The 17988-nt window shown below is 39.8% G+C and carries 16 protein-coding genes; 2 read left to right on the forward strand and 14 right to left on the reverse strand.

Annotated elements, in window-relative coordinates:
* Positions 1-31: 31 nt before the first annotated feature.
* The 11 genes from HMAT_RS16645 to HMAT_RS16695 all read right to left on the reverse strand — a co-directional run bounded on the left by HMAT_RS16645 (position 32) and on the right by HMAT_RS16695 (position 12013).
* Complete coding sequence (locus tag HMAT_RS16645) at positions 32-1513, reverse strand: NADH-quinone oxidoreductase subunit N (protein ID WP_104383954.1); 1482 nt, start codon at positions 1511-1513, stop codon at positions 32-34.
* A gap of 6 nt (positions 1514-1519) precedes the next feature.
* Positions 1520-3121 carry a NuoM family protein gene (locus HMAT_RS16650; protein ID WP_104383955.1) on the reverse strand — a complete coding sequence of 534 codons (1602 nt, stop codon included), beginning with the start codon at positions 3119-3121 and terminating at the stop codon, positions 1520-1522.
* A 3-nt stretch (positions 3122-3124) separates the two neighbouring features.
* The gene (locus tag HMAT_RS16655; RefSeq protein WP_104383956.1) at positions 3125-5179 is read right to left on the reverse strand and encodes an NADH-quinone oxidoreductase subunit L; all 2055 of its coding nucleotides are present in this window, start codon (positions 5177-5179) and stop codon (positions 3125-3127) included.
* Positions 5180-5181: 2 nt separating this feature from the next.
* Positions 5182-5490, reverse strand: coding sequence for an NADH-quinone oxidoreductase subunit NuoK (gene nuoK, locus HMAT_RS16660; RefSeq protein ID WP_104383957.1), 309 nt, complete (start codon positions 5488-5490; stop codon positions 5182-5184).
* Complete coding sequence (locus HMAT_RS16665; protein ID WP_104383958.1) at positions 5487-6029, reverse strand: NADH-quinone oxidoreductase subunit J; 543 nt, start codon at positions 6027-6029, stop codon at positions 5487-5489. Before HMAT_RS16665 ends, nuoK begins: the two co-directional genes overlap by 4 nt.
* A 4-nt stretch (positions 6030-6033) precedes the next feature.
* The gene (locus HMAT_RS16670) at positions 6034-6597 is read right to left on the reverse strand and encodes an NADH-quinone oxidoreductase subunit I (protein WP_104383959.1); all 564 of its coding nucleotides are present in this window, start codon (positions 6595-6597) and stop codon (positions 6034-6036) included.
* 3 nt (positions 6598-6600) lie between these two features.
* Positions 6601-7674 (reverse strand): NADH-quinone oxidoreductase subunit NuoH, encoded by a 1074-nt coding sequence (nuoH, locus tag HMAT_RS16675; protein WP_104383960.1) that lies wholly within the window; start codon positions 7672-7674, stop codon positions 6601-6603.
* Between the two features lie 225 nt (positions 7675-7899).
* Positions 7900-9186, reverse strand: a complete 1287-nt coding sequence (locus HMAT_RS16680; RefSeq protein ID WP_104383961.1) for a citrate synthase — start codon at positions 9184-9186, stop codon at positions 7900-7902.
* Positions 9187-9377: 191 nt separating this feature from the next.
* Complete coding sequence (locus HMAT_RS16685; protein ID WP_104383962.1) at positions 9378-9623, reverse strand: hypothetical protein; 246 nt, start codon at positions 9621-9623, stop codon at positions 9378-9380.
* Positions 9624-9629: 6 nt separating this feature from the next.
* A complete protein-coding gene (locus HMAT_RS16690) occupies positions 9630-10637 on the reverse strand; it encodes an SPFH domain-containing protein (RefSeq protein ID WP_104383963.1) in 1008 nt (335 codons plus the stop codon).
* A gap of 5 nt (positions 10638-10642) precedes the next feature.
* Positions 10643-12013 (reverse strand): hypothetical protein, encoded by a 1371-nt coding sequence (locus HMAT_RS16695; protein ID WP_104383964.1) that lies wholly within the window; start codon positions 12011-12013, stop codon positions 10643-10645.
* A gap of 350 nt (positions 12014-12363) precedes the next feature.
* On the opposite strand from HMAT_RS16695, the gene HMAT_RS16700 reads away from it, so the two are divergent.
* Entirely contained in the window at positions 12364-12726 is a 363-nt protein-coding gene (locus HMAT_RS16700) for a BlaI/MecI/CopY family transcriptional regulator (RefSeq protein WP_104383965.1), read from the forward strand.
* Between the two features lie 4 nt (positions 12727-12730).
* Entirely contained in the window at positions 12731-14818 is a 2088-nt protein-coding gene (locus tag HMAT_RS16705) for a TonB-dependent receptor plug domain-containing protein (RefSeq protein ID WP_104383966.1), read from the forward strand.
* A gap of 51 nt (positions 14819-14869) precedes the next feature.
* Here HMAT_RS16705 and pth read toward each other — a convergent pair whose 3' ends face one another.
* The 3 genes from pth to HMAT_RS16720 all read right to left on the reverse strand — a co-directional run bounded on the left by pth (position 14870) and on the right by HMAT_RS16720 (position 17231).
* Positions 14870-15433: an aminoacyl-tRNA hydrolase gene (pth, locus tag HMAT_RS16710; RefSeq protein WP_104383967.1), complete on the reverse strand. Its 564-nt coding sequence runs from the start codon at positions 15431-15433 to the stop codon at positions 14870-14872.
* A gap of 79 nt (positions 15434-15512) precedes the next feature.
* Entirely contained in the window at positions 15513-16109 is a 597-nt protein-coding gene (locus tag HMAT_RS16715; RefSeq protein ID WP_104383968.1) for a 50S ribosomal protein L25, read from the reverse strand.
* A 165-nt stretch (positions 16110-16274) separates the two neighbouring features.
* Positions 16275-17231: a ribose-phosphate pyrophosphokinase gene (locus HMAT_RS16720; RefSeq protein ID WP_104383969.1), complete on the reverse strand. Its 957-nt coding sequence runs from the start codon at positions 17229-17231 to the stop codon at positions 16275-16277.
* Between the last annotated feature and the right edge of the window lie 757 nt (positions 17232-17988).

Here is a 17988-nt window from a genome sequence, read left to right on the forward strand (position 1 = left end):
GAGTCACACTATGAAAAGAACGGCGATGATTTTAAAAAATAGAAAGCAATGTGTCCGGGAACAGTCCAAGCAAGATCACCAAAAGGGTGCACAGCAAGCCAATACCGAGAAGCAAAGGATTGGATTTGCCAGCATATGGATCCACACTGTCTTTTAAGAATGCGTTCAATGGAATCTTAAAGTAATAAAATAGGGAAATCACCGAGGTTAGGGCTCCCACGATTAATAAAGCAAGCAGGCCAAAGGATTGGAAGTTTTGGTATTGTTCGAATACTTTTGAAAATATCAGTAGCTTACCGACAAATCCAGCGGTAGGAGGCAAACCGATCAAAGCGATCAGGACTAAAGAAAAAGCGGTGAACAATAGGGGAGATTGCTTACCCAATCCTTTATAAGTGTCAATTGAAGTGCTGCCCAGATTCGTTTCCATGATGTCAATAAAGATAAAGACAGCGATATTCATCAGGGCATAAATTGATAAATAGAATAGTAAGACGTTCGATTCATTATTTTGATAGACTAATACGGCCATCAACAATATGCCTGTATGACCGATAGAAGAATAAGCCATCATGCGCTTGGCATCTTGTTGACGCAAGGCTGCCAGATTACCGATCAACATGGTTGCAATGGCAATAATGATGATAGCGTAAGCCAGAAAATCGCTAAAATAAAAAGATACAGCAAGCCAGGCCGCGAGAAGCTTGGACAGAAGTACGACGATAGCAATTTTCGGTACAGTCGCCAAGTAAGTGGTGATCACTGTCGGGGCACCCTGGTAAACATCAGGGCTCCAAACGTGAAAAGGAAAGAAACTCAGTTTAAAACCAATACCGGTCAGCAGAAATAGGAGGGCAATGTTAATCATTAACTGAGGAGCCTCCATCAGACCCGCGATATGACTTGGCGCATCAAAATTTAAGTTTCCCGTGAAACCGTATAGCAAAGATAAGCCATAGAGCATAACGGCAGCGCAGGTCGACCCAAAGAGTACATATTTCATCGCTGCTTCGGACTGTGCTTTATTGGGTGAAAAATAACCAACCATAATGTAGGAACTGATAGATACGGTTTCTACTGCAATGAAGATCATCAGCCAATTACTCGACATGGTCAAAAGATTCAGCCCTAAGGTCGCGGTCAAGAGTACGGCGTACAAATCTCCTAAAGGACGATCATGCTGATGACGTTGTTGAATAAAGATCGTAATCAGTAGGGTCGACAGCAGGATTATCACGCGTGCCGATGTTGCGAATGTATCAATGTGGATCATGTCGAAGAACCCAATCCTGTCCACATGACTGAGCCCCTGTCCCAATAGATAACAACCACTCAACAATAATCCAGCTATTGTAATCGTAAAAGATGCTTTGTCCCAGTATTTATCGACGAAAAGACTCGCGATAATACTACCTATAAAAGTAATGATCAGCGTTAATTCCGGTTTGAAATAGGGAATACTAACGAGAATTTGATCAATAAATGAACTGATATATGGACTGAATGCGAGCATGCTGAATTAAATAAATTGTTGGATAAAGCTAACGAGATTCAATACACTTGCATTTAGATTGCTGAATACCAAGGATGGCATAATACCCAGTAAAAGGGCAAGAGCCAAGGTAGGAAATAGAATCAGCTGTTCGCGGCTGTTGACATCGGTCAATGCATTGGCCCAAGATTCGCCACCTTTGAGTCTGATCTCTCCAAAAAACATCCGTTGAAGTGTCCATAACAAATAAGCTGCACTCAAGAGAATACCAATTGAACCTGCTAAGGCCATCCAGCGTGGAAGGCCTGTACCTACACTGGCGGCGTTGAACGAACCGATGATAACAAATGCTTCACCGATAAATGCGGAGAAGCCAGGAAGTCCCAATGAAGCAAAGAAAGCAACAGCAACATAACCGGTATACTTGGGCATAATTTGTGCCAGTCCTCTGAAGCTGTAGATGTTTCGATCATGCACACGGTCATAAACAACGCCAACAAGAAAGAAAAGTGCTGCGGATAGAAAACCGTGGGAGATCATCTGGAACATGGCACCAGAAACTCCTTCGGCTGTCAATGAGGCTATACCAAGCAATACAAAGCCCATGTGGGAGACCGATGAATAGGCGATCATCCGTTTTAAATCTTTTTGAGTTAAGGCGTTTAATGCCCCATAGATAATGGAGATGACGCCGATCAGACCAAGCCACCAATTGGACAGGGCGGCCATGTCGGGGAAGATACTATAGCAGATACGGATAATGCCGTAGCCACCTATTTTCAACAGGATGCCTGCCAAAATAATGGATACAGGTGTGGGGGCTTCAACGTGTGCGTCAGGTAACCAGGTGTGCAATGGTACGATGGGCACTTTGATCGCAAAAGCGAAAAAGAGCACCACAAAGCCAACTAATCTGGCCGAAATACCTAATATTTCCTGATAGCCATCCCAGGCGAAGATGGAGTCCCCTAAATAATTCTGAGGATTCATCATGTAAATCATATTGAAGGTATGTGCCCCAGTTTCGGGGTTTATAACCGAAAAATATAAGCCTACAATGATCAATAGCATAAATACCGAACCAAAAAGGGTATAGAGAAAGAATTTTATGGCAGCATATTCACGTCGTGCCCCGCCCCAGATACCAATCAGGAAGTAGAGCGGCAGGAGCATGACCTCATAGAATAAATAAAACAGGAAGAAATCCAAAGCACAGAATATACCCATTACAGCCATGTTGAGGACCATAAGTAAGGCGAAATATCCTTTGGGACTCTTTTGTATGTTCCAGGAGGCACCGATTGCCATAAGCATCACGAAAGCGCTGAGCAGCAATAATGGCATGGAAATACCATCTATCCCGATCAGGTAATCTATCTCTAATTTTCCGATAGAGCCGAGATCCAGGCGAATCCAGGGAAGTTGTTCAACAAATTGGTATCCTGCCAAATCTTGTACACCGGTCTTGCTGGCATCAAAATGTGCATAGCATATACCGGCAAGCACAAATTGTACGGCCGTGAATGCTAAGGCTATATATTTGTAACTCGATTTGTATCGTGTCGGTAGGGCGAGGATAAACGCCGTCGCCAGAAGCGGTAAAAATATCAGTAAGGATAAAATAGGCATTTCCTAAAAAAATATAAGATAAATTAAACCAAGTAAAACGAATAGAAAAACGGAATACAATGCAGTCTGTAATTTGCCGTTCTGTACCAGGCGAACCTGGTTGCCAGTCCAGTAGGCAACAGAAGCAACAGCATTGACAAAACCGTCTACAATATATTTGTCTATCCACACGCTCAATCTGGAGAGGGATAGGACGATAAACTGAATAAAAGCAACTAGTGAATCTACCACATAACGGTCAAACCAATAACAGAACCGTGCTATTTTCAGTGTACCATCAACAAAGATCCATTGATAGAGTTCATTGATATAACCTTGGTTGAATGCCGCTTTCAGCGCCAAACTATTGGTGTTAAGTGAATAGGTATGTTGTACGTACCATTTCCAACCTACTACCCAACTGATAATCGAACCGATCAATAAGATCAACGGAATAATCAAGTGTGCGCTGTGACATGGTGCAAACGTATATTCATCCAATAATAGACCATCCATCAACCAGGAGTCATGATAAGATACTGGGTTGAGAGAAAATAGCGGGAATAGACAGCAGATACCCAATATGAACATCGGAATCAACATGGTTTTTGAGGCCTCGTGCAGGGGAGCACCATGTAATTTGTCCTTGACCTGATCCATGATGCGAAAATCGCCTAAAAAAGCCTTAAAGATTAAGCGACCAATGTAGAATGCGGTCAGTATACTGATGACGATAAGACTAACTGGTATAATGAGGTAAAAATCACCTTTTGATAAAGCCCATTCAAAGGAAGATATCACGATACTATCTTTGGAAAGGTAACCTGATGTGAGTGGAAACCCTGCAAGTGCCAGTGATGCGACACTCATCAGGATAAAGGTTTTGGGCATGTATTTTTTTAGTCCGCCCATATTTCGAAGATCCTGCGGGTCAAAATCAAGCTGGCTATGTGTTTTGAGGTGTGCCATCTCATGGATAATGGCTCCCGCAGACAGGAATAATAAGCATTTAAAGAAGGCGTGTGTGACCAAATGGAATAGCGCAGCATCCCAAGTTCCAATACCGATTCCGACCATCATAAAGCCCAATTGGGAGATGGTTGAAAAGGCAAGGATGCGCTTTATATCATATTGACCTAATGCAAAGTAAGCTGCGGATGCCGCGGTGATCGTACCTATGATAGCGATAAATAGCAATGCACTTTCGTTGAATAACGGAAATACGGTTGCCAGCAAAAATACACCTGCTGCGACCATGGTGGCGGCATGGATCAACGAAGATACCGATGTTGGCCCTTCCATGGCATCTGGCAGCCATACGTGTAAAGGAAATTGAGCTGATTTAGCCATGGCCGCAAGGAAAAATGCCAATCCTGTTATTGTGAGCCAAATCTGATCCATACTGTTCACCGGAGAGACCCATTGTCCATTGGTGACAGCAGATTGATAGATCAATCCCGTTTCGCCAAAAAGATCAATCAGATTGAGCGTTTTAAATTGCGTGAATATGATTGCTAAACCAATCAGAAAACCAAGGTCTCCGATGCGGTTTACTATAAATGCTTTTTTGTTGGCCTGTACAGCTGTTTCGCGTGTAAACCAAAAACCAATAAGGAGGTAAGAGGCGAAGCCGACCAATTCCCAGAAGATGTACATGAGCAAGAGACTGTCCATAACCACCAGTCCCAGCATAGCAAAACAGAAGAGACTAAGATACATCCAGTAGCGATGGATCCCCGGGTCTCCTTTCATATAGGCTCTCGAATAGATATGTACGGGAAGGGCGACTGTAGGAACCAGCAACAGCATAAGTGCGCTCAGGTTATTCAATAGGATGCCTACCTTAAAAGTAGAAGCACCAATGGTGAACCAGTTGATCTCAGCAGATACGGTCGGATGATTCCAGATGGCGAGCCAAGTGAGTCCGCCGGATATAAAACTACATGCAATGCCGATCAGGGAGATGATTCCTGACTGATCACGTTTGCCAGCCATCGATTGGTATAAAAAGGCAATAAACGGTGTGGCTACTGCAAGCAGCGCGGTGTATATGGGTGATATGTGAGCAACTGGATCCAATCTTACTTATCTTTTAATTCATTGATTTCATCCGGATTGATGGTTTTATAGTGTCTATAGACATTCAAAACCAATGCTAATCCAACTGCAACTGCTGCGGCAGCAAGGACAATGGCGAATAAGGCGAAAATCTGGCCGCCATAGCTGACTTTATCGTATTTACCGAAAGCTACAAAATTTAGAATAGCCGCATTAATCATCAGTTCGATACCTACTAAGATCATAATGGCATTTTTCTTTGAAAGTACGGTATAAAGGCCAATACAGAATATGCAGGCACTAACAACCAAAAAATGTGTTAGTGTGATCATCTATCGCGCTCCTTTCTGGATAAATGCGATGCTCCGATAAGCGCCATCATCAAAAAAACTGATATGACTTCAAATGGCAATACATAAAAGGTCATAAATCGTAAGCCAATTTGCTGAATATTATTATCCGTTGAAATAATCTCGGTATTATTTTCCCGGGCTTGCTGAATCCATGTGGGTGGGGATTGCTGCCATTCCCGTATACCAAAAATCATGAGGATCAGAAAACCCAAGCTTAATACAATTGCTTGCCATCGGGGCATACTGAGAAAGGTGCCACTGCTGTCCTTAAGATCTTTCAGAAGCTCTTTGTTGGAAAGCATAAAGGCAAATAGCATGAGGATCAGTACACCGCCTACATACACCATGATCTGCGTGATGGCTACAAAATCTGCTAAGGCAAAGAGGTAGAGGCCCGCCATTGCAAAGAGGACAATAAAAAATAAAAATAGGGCGCGGGCTATATTTTTAAGATTGACCAATAGAAGCGCAGATCCGATTGCCAGTACAGCGAAGGCATAAAATAAAATAATTTCCATGTTCTTATTTTTGCTTTGCTGCCTCCTTTTCAGCTTGAAACTGTGTCCATTCAGCTTTGCGCTGCGCAACCTGTTCGTCGGTCATATCCGAAAATCCATAAATCAGATCGGTCAACTTCTGCGAACTACGATCATATTCGTTGGTCATGACAATACATTCGGTAGGGCAGACAACAGTGCATAGGCCACAATACATACATTTGGCCATGTCAATATTGAATTTGGCCGGATATAACCGTTTGACGCTACCGTCTGAAGTCTTTCCGATCGCTTCTGGAGATTTGATTGCTTCAATTTCAATGCAATCTACAGGACATGCTTTGGCACAGAGATCACACACGATACAATCGTCAATATCCACTTGCAATTGATAACGTGCAACTTCGGGAATAGGCATTTTTTCGGCAGGGTATTGTACCGTGACGATCCCTTCCTGATGGTCAAAGTAATTGTCGTTTTTGATATTTAATTCCTGACGCGAACGTCGAGCGCCAAACAAGTGTTTCACAGTCAAAGATAGTCCTTTGATTGCTGTACGAAATGCGTGAGAAGCGGTTTTAAATATCATATCTTATGCTATAATTAAAATTCTCCAAATGGCCGAAATGGCCATGCAAACAAAAGCTAACGGGGTCAATACCTTCCAACATAAGCTCATCAATTGATCTGCACGCAAACGGGGGAGGGTCCACCGAATCCACATTTGTATCCCCACAATGAATAATGATTTGGCCAAGGTCCAAAAGATTCCCCAGGCGAGGCCTGTTGTCCAGTCTGCCAATCGTATCGCGCCGATATTAGGGAGCGGTGTATTCCAGCCACCCAGGAAAAGGACTACGCCCAACATTGAGACCAAAAACATCATGGCATACTCAGCAAGGAAAATAAAGGCAAATTGTATCCCGCCATATTCCGTATGAAAACCACCAACCAATTCGGATTCCGCTTCCGGAATATCAAAGGGAGCCCGGTTACACTCGGCAAGTGTTGCGATAAAAAATATGATGTAGGTCACTATTAAATGTGGGGCTTGGAAAATATTCCAGGCGAAGAATCCACCAATCTCATTGACTTCCCAAAAACCTAAAAACTTGATGCTTCCGTTGGTCAGAATACCTTGACCAATAGCAATTTCATTGAGGTTTAAGGTCTGTGTTAACATTACTACTGTGATCAGTGAGAGCCCGACCGGTATTTCATAAGACACCATTTGGGCAATTGCACGCATGGATCCAAGCAGTGAATATTTGTTGTTCGATCCCCAGCCAGCCATTAGGATTCCCAATGCATCAATGGAGATAATAGCCATGATAAAGAATAGTCCCGTGTGTGTATTGGCCGGAATAAAATCTTTGGCCCAAGGAATAACTGCAAACCCAGTAAAGACTGCTACGAAAATAATAACTGGGGCAATTCTAAAGAGAATTTTATCGGCTAAAGAAGGGGTGATTAATTCCTTTTGAAGCAATTTAAGGATATCGGCTATGGTCTGGAGACTACCATATTTTCCAGTTTCCATTGGCCCGAGACGATCTTGGACAAACCCGGCAATCTTACGTTCGGCATATACTGCAAATAAGGTAAATGCTGCTATAAAGGTAAAAATAGCAATGGGAACCAAGATATGTAGTATTGTATCTATCAAGTCTTATTTATAATGATTTTTAATAAGCGTCCAATGAATACGCAAACTTAACGAAAAACAAGGAATTTCGAGAGGGAAAAATTAAAATATACTTAACAAGTAGATTATCGTGACATATTAAAGATATCAGTATTTAGATTTGAGTATGAAGATTTTGCTTGTGTAAGCCTTATCTCCATAAAAAAAGCATCCCTAAGGATGCTTTTTTTATGGAGATAAATCGAATTAACGATTTGAGAACTCAACATAATTACGTTCTGTATGTCCAACATACACTTGTCTTGGACGGCCGATTGGCTCTTTGTTTTCACGCATTTCTTTCCATTGTGCGATCCATCCCGGAAGACGACCCAAAGCAAATAACACGGTAAACATATCTGCTTTAAAGCCTAATGCACGGTAGATAATACCTGAATAGAAATCGACGTTTGGATAAAGCTTTCTATCGATAAAGTATTGATCATTTAATGCCGCTTCTTCAAGTTTTTTGGCGATGTCCAATACGGGATCCTGAACGCCTAATTTCTCTAAAATATCATCACATGCTTTTTTGATGATTTTAGCACGAGGATCGAAGTTTTTGTATACACGGTGACCGAATCCCATTAAACGGAATGGGTCATTTTTGTCTTTTGCTTTTGCAAGGTATTTTTCTGCATCACCGCCGTCATTTTTGATGGCTTCCAACATTTCAATTACAGCCTGGTTGGCACCGCCATGTAATGGCCCCCACAATGCATTGATACCTGAAGCAACAGATGCGTAAAGGTTGGCATTAGATGAACCTACGATACGAACTGTTGATGTAGAACAGTTTTGTTCGTGATCAGCATGTAAAATAAGCAATTTATGCATGGCGTCGATAACAACAGGATCGAATGTTTTTTCGTCGTTAACCTCGCCGAATAACATGTTTAAGAAGTTGTCTATGTAACCTAAGTTATTTTTAGGATAAACGACCGGATGACCTAATGATTTCTTTTGAATCCAGGAAACAATCGTTGGCATTTTAGCCAAAAGATTGATGATCGTTTGATCTTCTTCTTCGTCTGTTAAGTTTGGATTTAAAGATTCAGGGTAAAATGCAGATAATGCGCCTACTAAACAAGAAAGTTGGCCCATCGGGTGGGATTTGGAAGGGAATCCTGCGAAGAAATTTTTCATGTCTTCGTGGATCATCATTTGCTTTTTAATGTCAGCTCTGAATTTTTCCAATACCTCTTTTTTCGGAAGCTCTCCGTAGATCAACAAATAAGCAACTTCCAAGAAAGTCGATTTTTCTGCCAACTGCTCAATTGGATATCCTCTATATCTCAATATGCCTTTTTCACCATCAAGGAAAGTAATCGCACTTTTTGTTGCGCCCGTGTTTTTGTATCCCGGGTCTAACGTAATAAATCCACTTAGATCTCTTAATTTGGAAATATCAACTGCTTTTTCATTTTCAGTACCGACAATGACCGGAAGGTCATAAGAAGTGCCGTCTAAATTTATAGATGCTTTATCTGACATGTTTATATATTATCTTATATCTGATTTTGTATGCTAATCTCACAAATTTAACTATTTGATATTTAAAACTGAAAGTTCTTTTGGAATTTAAATGACATCATTGCGTCATTTTGGATAATATTGAATAACAATTTACTTAAATACGCAAATAGTTTATTCAAATTTAACACTATCTTATTATGTCCGAAATATTAATCTATTTTTCGTTGGGCAACTTTTCCCTTGTCTTCATATTTTCCGTTTTTGCCTGAACCAAAAAAAGGTAAGATGACGAAGCATACCAAAATAATAGATGTTAAGGTGAGAATTCCTGTTGTCCATAAAATTTTGCTGAAATTTTCAGCATCCAAAAAATGGATACCCCAAAGCCCCAATAAAAAATAGGTGGCCACGAATAGGATAACCAGTGTGAATAATATACCAAAGATGTATTTCATGATAGGTTATATTTTGTTGAGAATCTGTTTTTTGAGCAGGTCGAATTCGTCCTGTGTAATAATGTTTTCGCGCAGTAGCAATTGTAGTTTTTGTAGCTTTTCGACAAAATCTCCTTCTGCTTGTATATTGTCTTTGATCTCTTCTTTTTGAAGATCAAATTGTTTGCCCAGCTCCATGCCCACACCTAGTTGTGCGCCAATGCCTGCCAGGCCACCTTCATTTTTAGCTGCATCCCGGAGCGCGCGTAATTTTTCCAATTCCACATAGCTCAAACCTGCTTGCTGTGCGGCTTGATTTTGTGTCGTCAAGTCAGCGATTTCACCAATTCGACGTTGTGTATTTGAGTCAAATTGTGTACCTAAGATTTTAAAATCTGTAATAGCTAAACCAAGATCGTTAAAATCCTGTTCGACCGCTGTTTTGATATCCGTGGATAAAATAGATAACTGACTATCGATTTCGTTGTAACCCAATTTTTTCTGCGCAATCTGTGCGACAATCTGTTGCGGAATCCGGTTGTTAATAATATCTTGAATAACAGCTGTGTTAACTGTGTTTTGATTGGCAACGATATTTTTATAGAAATGTACCGGCTCTTTGATGACGTAAGAAAAAGTACCGTTCAAGCCTATTTCCACCGGCAGATTATACTGTGGGTCAATATATTTGATTGGATTTCCCGTTCCCCACGATTGATTGACAATGGCAGCTGTACGAAAGAAATAAATATAGAGCTTATGCTCTGACTCGAAATTTTGTCTTAATCGCGCTAATGTGGTGAAGAAAGGATTGTTATCTGTTTTTAAATTATAGGTACCTGCCTCCGTAAGGAGGTTTTCACCTTTCCCTTCATAAACAAGGATACAGCCCTGTCCCGGGGCAAGAATAAGTTTACTGGAATTTTTAATTTCATTTCTTTCGGAAGGAAATTTATACCATAATAAACGGGGGTCTTGATTTTTCCACTCAATGACCTCTGATAGTTGGTTGTTAAAAAGATTGAATAGTCCCATAATGTTTAATTTAATGTGTCGAATTTGGGATTATACCCTTCGAATTTATTGATCTGTTTTCCGCTATTGTCAAAATAATAATAGTCGCTTGACCCTTTGACAATAAAACCATCTTTGAGTAGACAGCCATTTCCATAGATAGATTTAAGGTCTGTGGTGATTGTTTTCTGTATCGCACCGGTCGATATATCCAATAGCTGGATCTGTAGCGGATCATCTTCCGCAGGTGTTGGTTTGTACGCGATCAGAAGCGTTTTGTCACTCTGAGCAACTACGACGGGCTGAAAATAGAGCCTACCTGGTGTAAAGTCTTTAAAACTAATCAGGCGGGCTCCCTTAATTTGCCATGGATTGATCAGTACCTTTTTGTAGGGATCGCGGTCGGTAAAAATACCCGATCCACCAAAATCTTTATCCCAGGAAAAGCGCGGGCTATCTTTTGGGTAGCCATATTGATAGTAATAATTGTACTGAATTAACTGAATTTTTTCCTCTGGATAGGAGCTAGATTTACTTGAAAAAGTGAATTCCGTTTTTGTCGTTGGATTAGGGAGTTTTTTTCTCCTTTCATCGTAGAGTTGTTTGTCAGGAATTGATTTGTTAATCAGCGGATAATAAGCTAAGTTTTGTCCTTCATTGTTGATAATTTGATAGGCAGAGCCATAGTCCTCGTATTTAAATTCAACTTTGGCAATGCCAGTGCTGAGTGCCGGTGCATCTTTGACATAATTTTCAAGGACACTTTTGTAGGTTAGGCTATTTCTGTCCAATTGATAGATATACTTGGATTTGACGATGATGTAAAGGTTTTGGTCTTCAAATACCTGTAATTTAACGTCGCTACTTGATAACTCGACGGGCGTTTCCATCAGCTGCTTTACCCATTCCTTTTTGCCAGTTTTGGGGTCAAATAATCCGATATATACTTTATTGTCTTTGCCCTCGTCAAATCGCTTCCTGAAAGTTCCGACATTGCCCACAACGACGACGTGTGGAGAATTATCTTTGTCCAGAAATAAAATGTTGCTTGCATAATTCCATTCCAACGGCTCAGCTTCTTCTTTTTTGTCTGCAGTGTTGGACGCGCTATAAGTCGAATAATTCGGTTCTGGTTTTTTAGAGAATATAGAACTCAATACACCAATAACGAACATGAGTGCAATAAAGCCTACAACGGCAAACAATACGATTCGGATAGCTTTATATTGATCTGTATTGTTCCGTGGATAGTTGTAATTGTGATTGATGTTGATGTCATCACTATCTAAAAAAAACTCTGTTCCACAACTATCACATTTGTAATAGTCGGGACGTATTGTGCTGACTTTTATGCTGCCACAGTGCGGGCATTTGATCGCTTTGATGCTTTTAGCCATTTATTTTTTGTTGTATTTGTTTTGAATTACTTCTGTTTAAAGTTTCATTTTTAGCACAGTTGAACATGTATGTTTTCATCATAATGCGTCCTGTCAAGTCGCCAAAATAAAATTATATACAGTTGAAAGTTAAAATAAAAAACAAGGTATAACAAATTTTCGGCCAGTCATCTTATATTCGATGGGATTGATTTTAAATACGTCAACTAATGATTCATATTGTAACGTTACAAAGAATCGTGGCTTTAGATGCTGTTTAGAAGGATATCATTAGAAAATGTAATATATTTTTTTTTGTATTTACGAATAATTCGTAGATTAGTGAAAGATTAGTAAAGAAAGATTTAGACATGGAAAAGTTAACAGCACAAGAGGAACAGGCGATGCAATCTATCTGGAGCCTAAATGGAGGTTTTATCAAAGAGATTCTCGATAATATTAAAGGGGAGAAGATGCCATATACAACTTTAGCGTCAACTGTAAAGAATTTGGAGCGCAAGGACTTTGTGAAAGCTGTTCGTTATGCCAATGCAAAACGTTACGAACCTATGGTAAGTGAGCAGGATTATAAAGCGAAGTTTATGAACTCTTTTGTAGGTGATTATTTCAAAAATTCTTATAAAGAGATGGTTTCTTTTTTCGTGAAAGAGGAAAAGCTAACCGAGGACGAGCTCAAGGAAATCATGGATATGATTAAAAATAACAAATCTTAATGCGATGGAAAATCTGCTAACCTATATCATACAAGTCAATCTGCTGTTGAGCATCATCTACTTGGGTTATGTTGGGCTATTGAAAGGCTTAACTTTCTATTCATTGAATAGGGCATACTTTTTAATAGGTGGATTATTTGCTTTTATATATCCGTTTTTGGATTTAAAATCGCTGTTTGTACGACGTGGATTGGACATGGGGCTAGTCGGTGAACAGATTTCATTTTATATGGAAGAACAGGATGTGCAAGAACGGTTGACACTGGGTGGGTTGGTAGAGTTGGTTTTTATGTTGGGTGCGGCATTTCTATTGTTGAAATTTGTTTTCCAGTTATTCAGCCTATTAAGGATTCATCTGCATTCCAAAGCCGATCAGTGGACGACGTATTTTTTTAGGAATGTGTTTATCCCTATTGTGCCATTTTCGTTTTTGAATAAAATTTATGTCAATAAGGGACAGCATATGGATGCTGAACTGAATGATATTTTTAAGCATGAGGATATTCATGTGAAAGGCCTTCACAGCTTGGATATTTTATTGTTTGAAATCATATTGGTGTGCTGTTGGTACAATCCTTTCGTCTGGTTCATGCGCAGGGCCATTCGCCAAAATTTGGAGTTTCTGACTGATCAACAGGTGCTCAATAAAGGAATTGACAAACAGACGTACCAATATAGCCTGTTGAATGTGTCCAAAAAGGGCACTTCAATCGGGTTGAGCAATCAATTTAATTTTAAACTATTAAAACGTCGAATTATGATGATGAACAAGAAAAGGTCATCCAAAATAGAACTGAGTAAATATGCCTTCTTATTGCCTGTATTCTTACTTGCAGGCGCGGCTTTTACCGTAAGTAAAGCAGAGGGGAATATCGAAGGTATCGTTGAAAAGGTCAATGAAACTACGCTTTTAAAATTGGATGTAGGCCAACAGCAAGATGTACCACTCCCCGTAAAAATGGTTGGCGAAACGGGAAAGTTGGTGAAAGAAGCTTTTGGATCGAATGAGATTAAGATTGATACAGTTCGCACTAAAAAAGTAGCTAATTTATTAAGCGATCAGATTGGTTCTTTGAGAGTCAGAGGTACTTCAGATGTCATTGGGAATCTACTGTTTGTGTTGGATGGCGTAGTTGTTAGCAAAAAAGAACTGGATGCAATTGCTCCAGAAGAGATCGAATCTATATCAGTTTTAAAAGATAAGTCTGCTACAGCAATCTATGGTGAGAAGGCTAAAAATGGAGTTTTACTATTGACTACCAAAAGTGGAAATGCCACTAAGAAATCTGAAAATGGCCTTCAAGGTAAGGTGGCGGGCTTTACCGTCAAAAAGGATTCTGTGGGCGGAAATAAGGCAGTAATGTATCCTGCCGATGTTTTGTATGTGGTTGATGGTACACGAATAGGCTCCCAGGATATAAAAGATATCGACCCTAATAACATTGAGAGTATTCATGTTCTCAAAGATGCAGCTGCTCGGGCAAAATATGGTGAAGATGGGAAAAATGGTGTCATTGAAGTGACCACAAAAAAATGGGCAAGGGAAAATCCAGATAAGGTCAGTAAAGCTTCTAAGGAACTCAAATCAGAAAATAGCCCAGATGAGAAGGTAATTACTGTAGTGGGGTATAAAAAGGGTGACAAGGGAAATGATCCTAAAACGATAACCTCTGAGGGAAAAGCTGCCCAAAACGATAGCCCAGGGAAAACTGCGAAATTTGTAGCACAAACAGCAACATACGCGCAGGTAGATGGAGAACCAGGGAATATCAATGGCATCCGGCTCCGTGGTTTATCGGGAAAAGAAAAACCATTGTTTGTTGTTGACGGTCAGGTGCAGCCTAAAGATCGCAATGATCTGAAATCCGAAGATATTGAGTCCATCGAAGTTCTTAAAAATCAAAGTGCAACGACTCTTTATGGTACAGCAGGGTCGAATGGTGTTATTCTCATAACGACAAAGAAAAAAGCGGGGGAATTGAATGAGAGGAAGGGAGATGGGGAACCACTGGATGGAAAGATAAAGAAAATAATCAAGACTGAGCTTGATGCCGAAAGAAAACGTGCTGATGCTGCCCGTGACAAGGGATAGTAACAATAGCTCGCTGTAGGGGATACAAAATAAAAGGGACTAATGCACCTTTTATTTTGTATTCAGATTGGTCATTGTCAACTCAATGCCGATATTGACAAAGCTTTGGATCATTTTGACAGAATGATCAATTAAAGCCGGAAGTTCTGCTTGTTCATCTTTGTCAAAAGGGCCAAGGACATAGTCCACCTGTCTGCCTTTGGGATAATTATCTCCGATACCAAAACGTAGGCGAGGGTATACCTGTCCACCACAAAGCTGCTCGATGGACTTCAGTCCATTGTGGCCAGCACTGCTGCCTTTAGGCTTCATACGTAAAGAACCAAATGGGATCGCTAAGTCATCGACGATCACCAATACATTCTGGATAGGCACTTTACATTGCTGCATATAATAATTGACCGCTTTGCCACTAAGGTTCATATAGGTAGTCGGTTTGATGACAGTTACATTGTGCCCTCGCTGTTTAAATTCACTGTAGTATGCTAATTTCAATAAAGAAAAGCTTGCACCAGCCTGTTTGACCAATTCGTCTGCAACCATAAAGCCAATGTTATGTCGTGTGTCAGCGTATTCACTGCCGATATTCCCCAATCCAACGATAAGATAATTCATGATGCAAAAATAAAAATTTAATAAACAAAAAAACACCGAATTTCGGTGCTTTCTGTAGTATTTAAGAATCTTGTTCAGATTATTTTTTACCACCTTTAGCTGCTTTAGCTGCTTCTTGTTCAGCTTGACGCAATGCACGGGACATGATAACTGATACGATTGTATCGTCAGCATTGTTCAATACTTTTGCGTTGTCCAATTGAACTTGAGCTACACGGTATGATTTACCAACTTCTAGAGATTCCATTGGTACTTCAATTTCTTGTGGCAAGTTAGCAGGTAATGCTTTTACGCGTAAATTGCGTAATTTTTGAACTAATTTACCCCCCATTTTAACACCTGGAGATGTTCCTGTTAATTTGATAGGAATATTCAATGATACTTCTTTGTCATCAAATAATTCTAAAAAGTCAACGTGAGTAACTAGGTCTGTCAATGGGTGGAATTGTGCGTCTTGAACGATAGCTCTTTTTGTTTGACCATCAACGTTTAATTCTACGATTACAACGTCAGCAGTGTAAAGAACTGGTTTCAAATCAGCTGCGGATACAGAAAGAGCAGTTTGTTCTTTACCTCCGTAAAGTACTGCTGGTACTAAACCTTGGTAACGTAATTCTTTTGCATCTCTTTTCCCTACGTTCTGTCTTACAGAACCGCTAATAGCAATTGATTTCATCTTTTAATTTTTATAAATTTTGAGGTGCAAAGATAATTTAAATTTTGGTATTATCAAAAAAAAACTATTGATATTGAGGGGGTAAGAAAAAGACTCCAGTATTTCAGCCGAAGGCTTACCATACCAGAGTCTCAATACTAATATCTAAATACTATATACTATATACTATTCTACGTCAAATAAATCAGAGATAGATGTATGTTGGTTGACGCTGGTAATTGCTTTTGCAAACAGATCAGCTGTAGATAATACTTTAATTTTTGTGGATTGTTTTGCTTTTTCTGGATCCAATTGGATGGTATCTGTTACGATCATTTCTGATAATACCGAGTTTTCAATGGTTTCATAAGCTTTGCCTGATAACACCGCATGTGTACAGACCGCTCTTACAGATCTTGCCCCATTTTCCATGATCAACGCTGCAGCTTTCGAAAGTGTGCCGGCTGTGTCACAGATATCGTCGATCAATACAACATCCTGACCTGTTACATCTCCAATGATAGACATTGACTCAATTTCATTCGCACGTTTACGACGTTTGTCACAGATGATCACTTCTGCATTGAAGAATTTAGCAAAGGTACGCGCTCTGTATGATCCACCCATATCTGGTGAAGCAATGGTCAAGTTAGGAAGTTTTAGTGATTTGATGTAAGGAACAAAAATAATGGAGCCATCAAGGTGATCAACAGGGATATCGAAAAAACCTTGGATCTGTGCAGCGTGTAAATCCATGGTCATGATACGGTGGATTCCGGCCGCTGTTAAAAGATTGGCAATCATTTTTGCGCCAATGGCAACTCTTGGTTTGTCTTTTCGATCTTGTCTTGCGAAACCGAAATAAGGGACAACCGCCGTGATGTAATGGGCTGAGGCTCTCTTTGCCGCATCAGTCATCAACAATAACTCAAAAAGATTGTCGGTAGGCTGGTTGGTAGATTGGATGATAAACACATCGGCTCCACGAACAGATTCATTGTAGAATGGTTGAATCTCACCGTCGCTGAAACGCGATAATGTTTTGTCTCCTAGAGGTTTCCCGTAAGATTGTGCGATTTTTTCGGCCAGTTCTGTAGTGCCAGAACCTGCAAATAGTTTAACCGTGTTGAATTGCAAAGGCATGGTTTTGTATATTTATGTTGGGTTATTGTATTGTCGTTTATTCAATATTTTTATTCCCTAATATTTTTTAAAGTTAAACATTAAAAAAAATGGATTGTTTGCACAATCCATATACTCTTAACTTTAAAAGTTGTCCGACCTGGATTCGAACCAAGACAAACAGAACCAAAAACTGTCGTACTACCCTTATACTATCGGACAATGTCTCTAAAAAGCCAACGTTTCCGTTTTTTTCTTTTTGACGACGCAAAGATAGAGATTTGTTTTAAAAATCAAAATTCAAATTAAAAAAAATCTAAACCCTTTTATAAATAATAAGCCTTGCATATAACGCAGAAAAGGCTTGCGATTGCAAGCCTTTTCTATTGTTTGTTGTCCGACCTGGATTCGAACCAAGACAAACAGAACCAAAAACTGTCGTACTACCCTTATACTATCGGACAAACAATTCAATTGTGTTCGTTATCGTGATGATGTCGTTCACATTTGATGATGCAAATATACGGACTATTCTTATTTCTGCAAATAAAAATGTACTGTAAAGTGCATTGGGCTTGATTTTCAAAGAAATAATTTTTGTTTTGCCCTAAAATTTAAAACATAGGTGCTGTTTTTTAGTTGGGGTATTGACCTGGCCAAGCTGATGGATGCCTTTGTCCTGCTTTCTTTACAGCCAATATTGCATCGCTTAATGAAATTTTTTCAATTAATATGTGTTAAAAAATCAGAATAAAGTTCATTTCTTATTAACTTATCC

This window comes from Sphingobacterium sp. HMA12, from assembly GCF_002933815.1.
Lineage (GTDB): Bacteria > Bacteroidota > Bacteroidia > Sphingobacteriales > Sphingobacteriaceae > Sphingobacterium.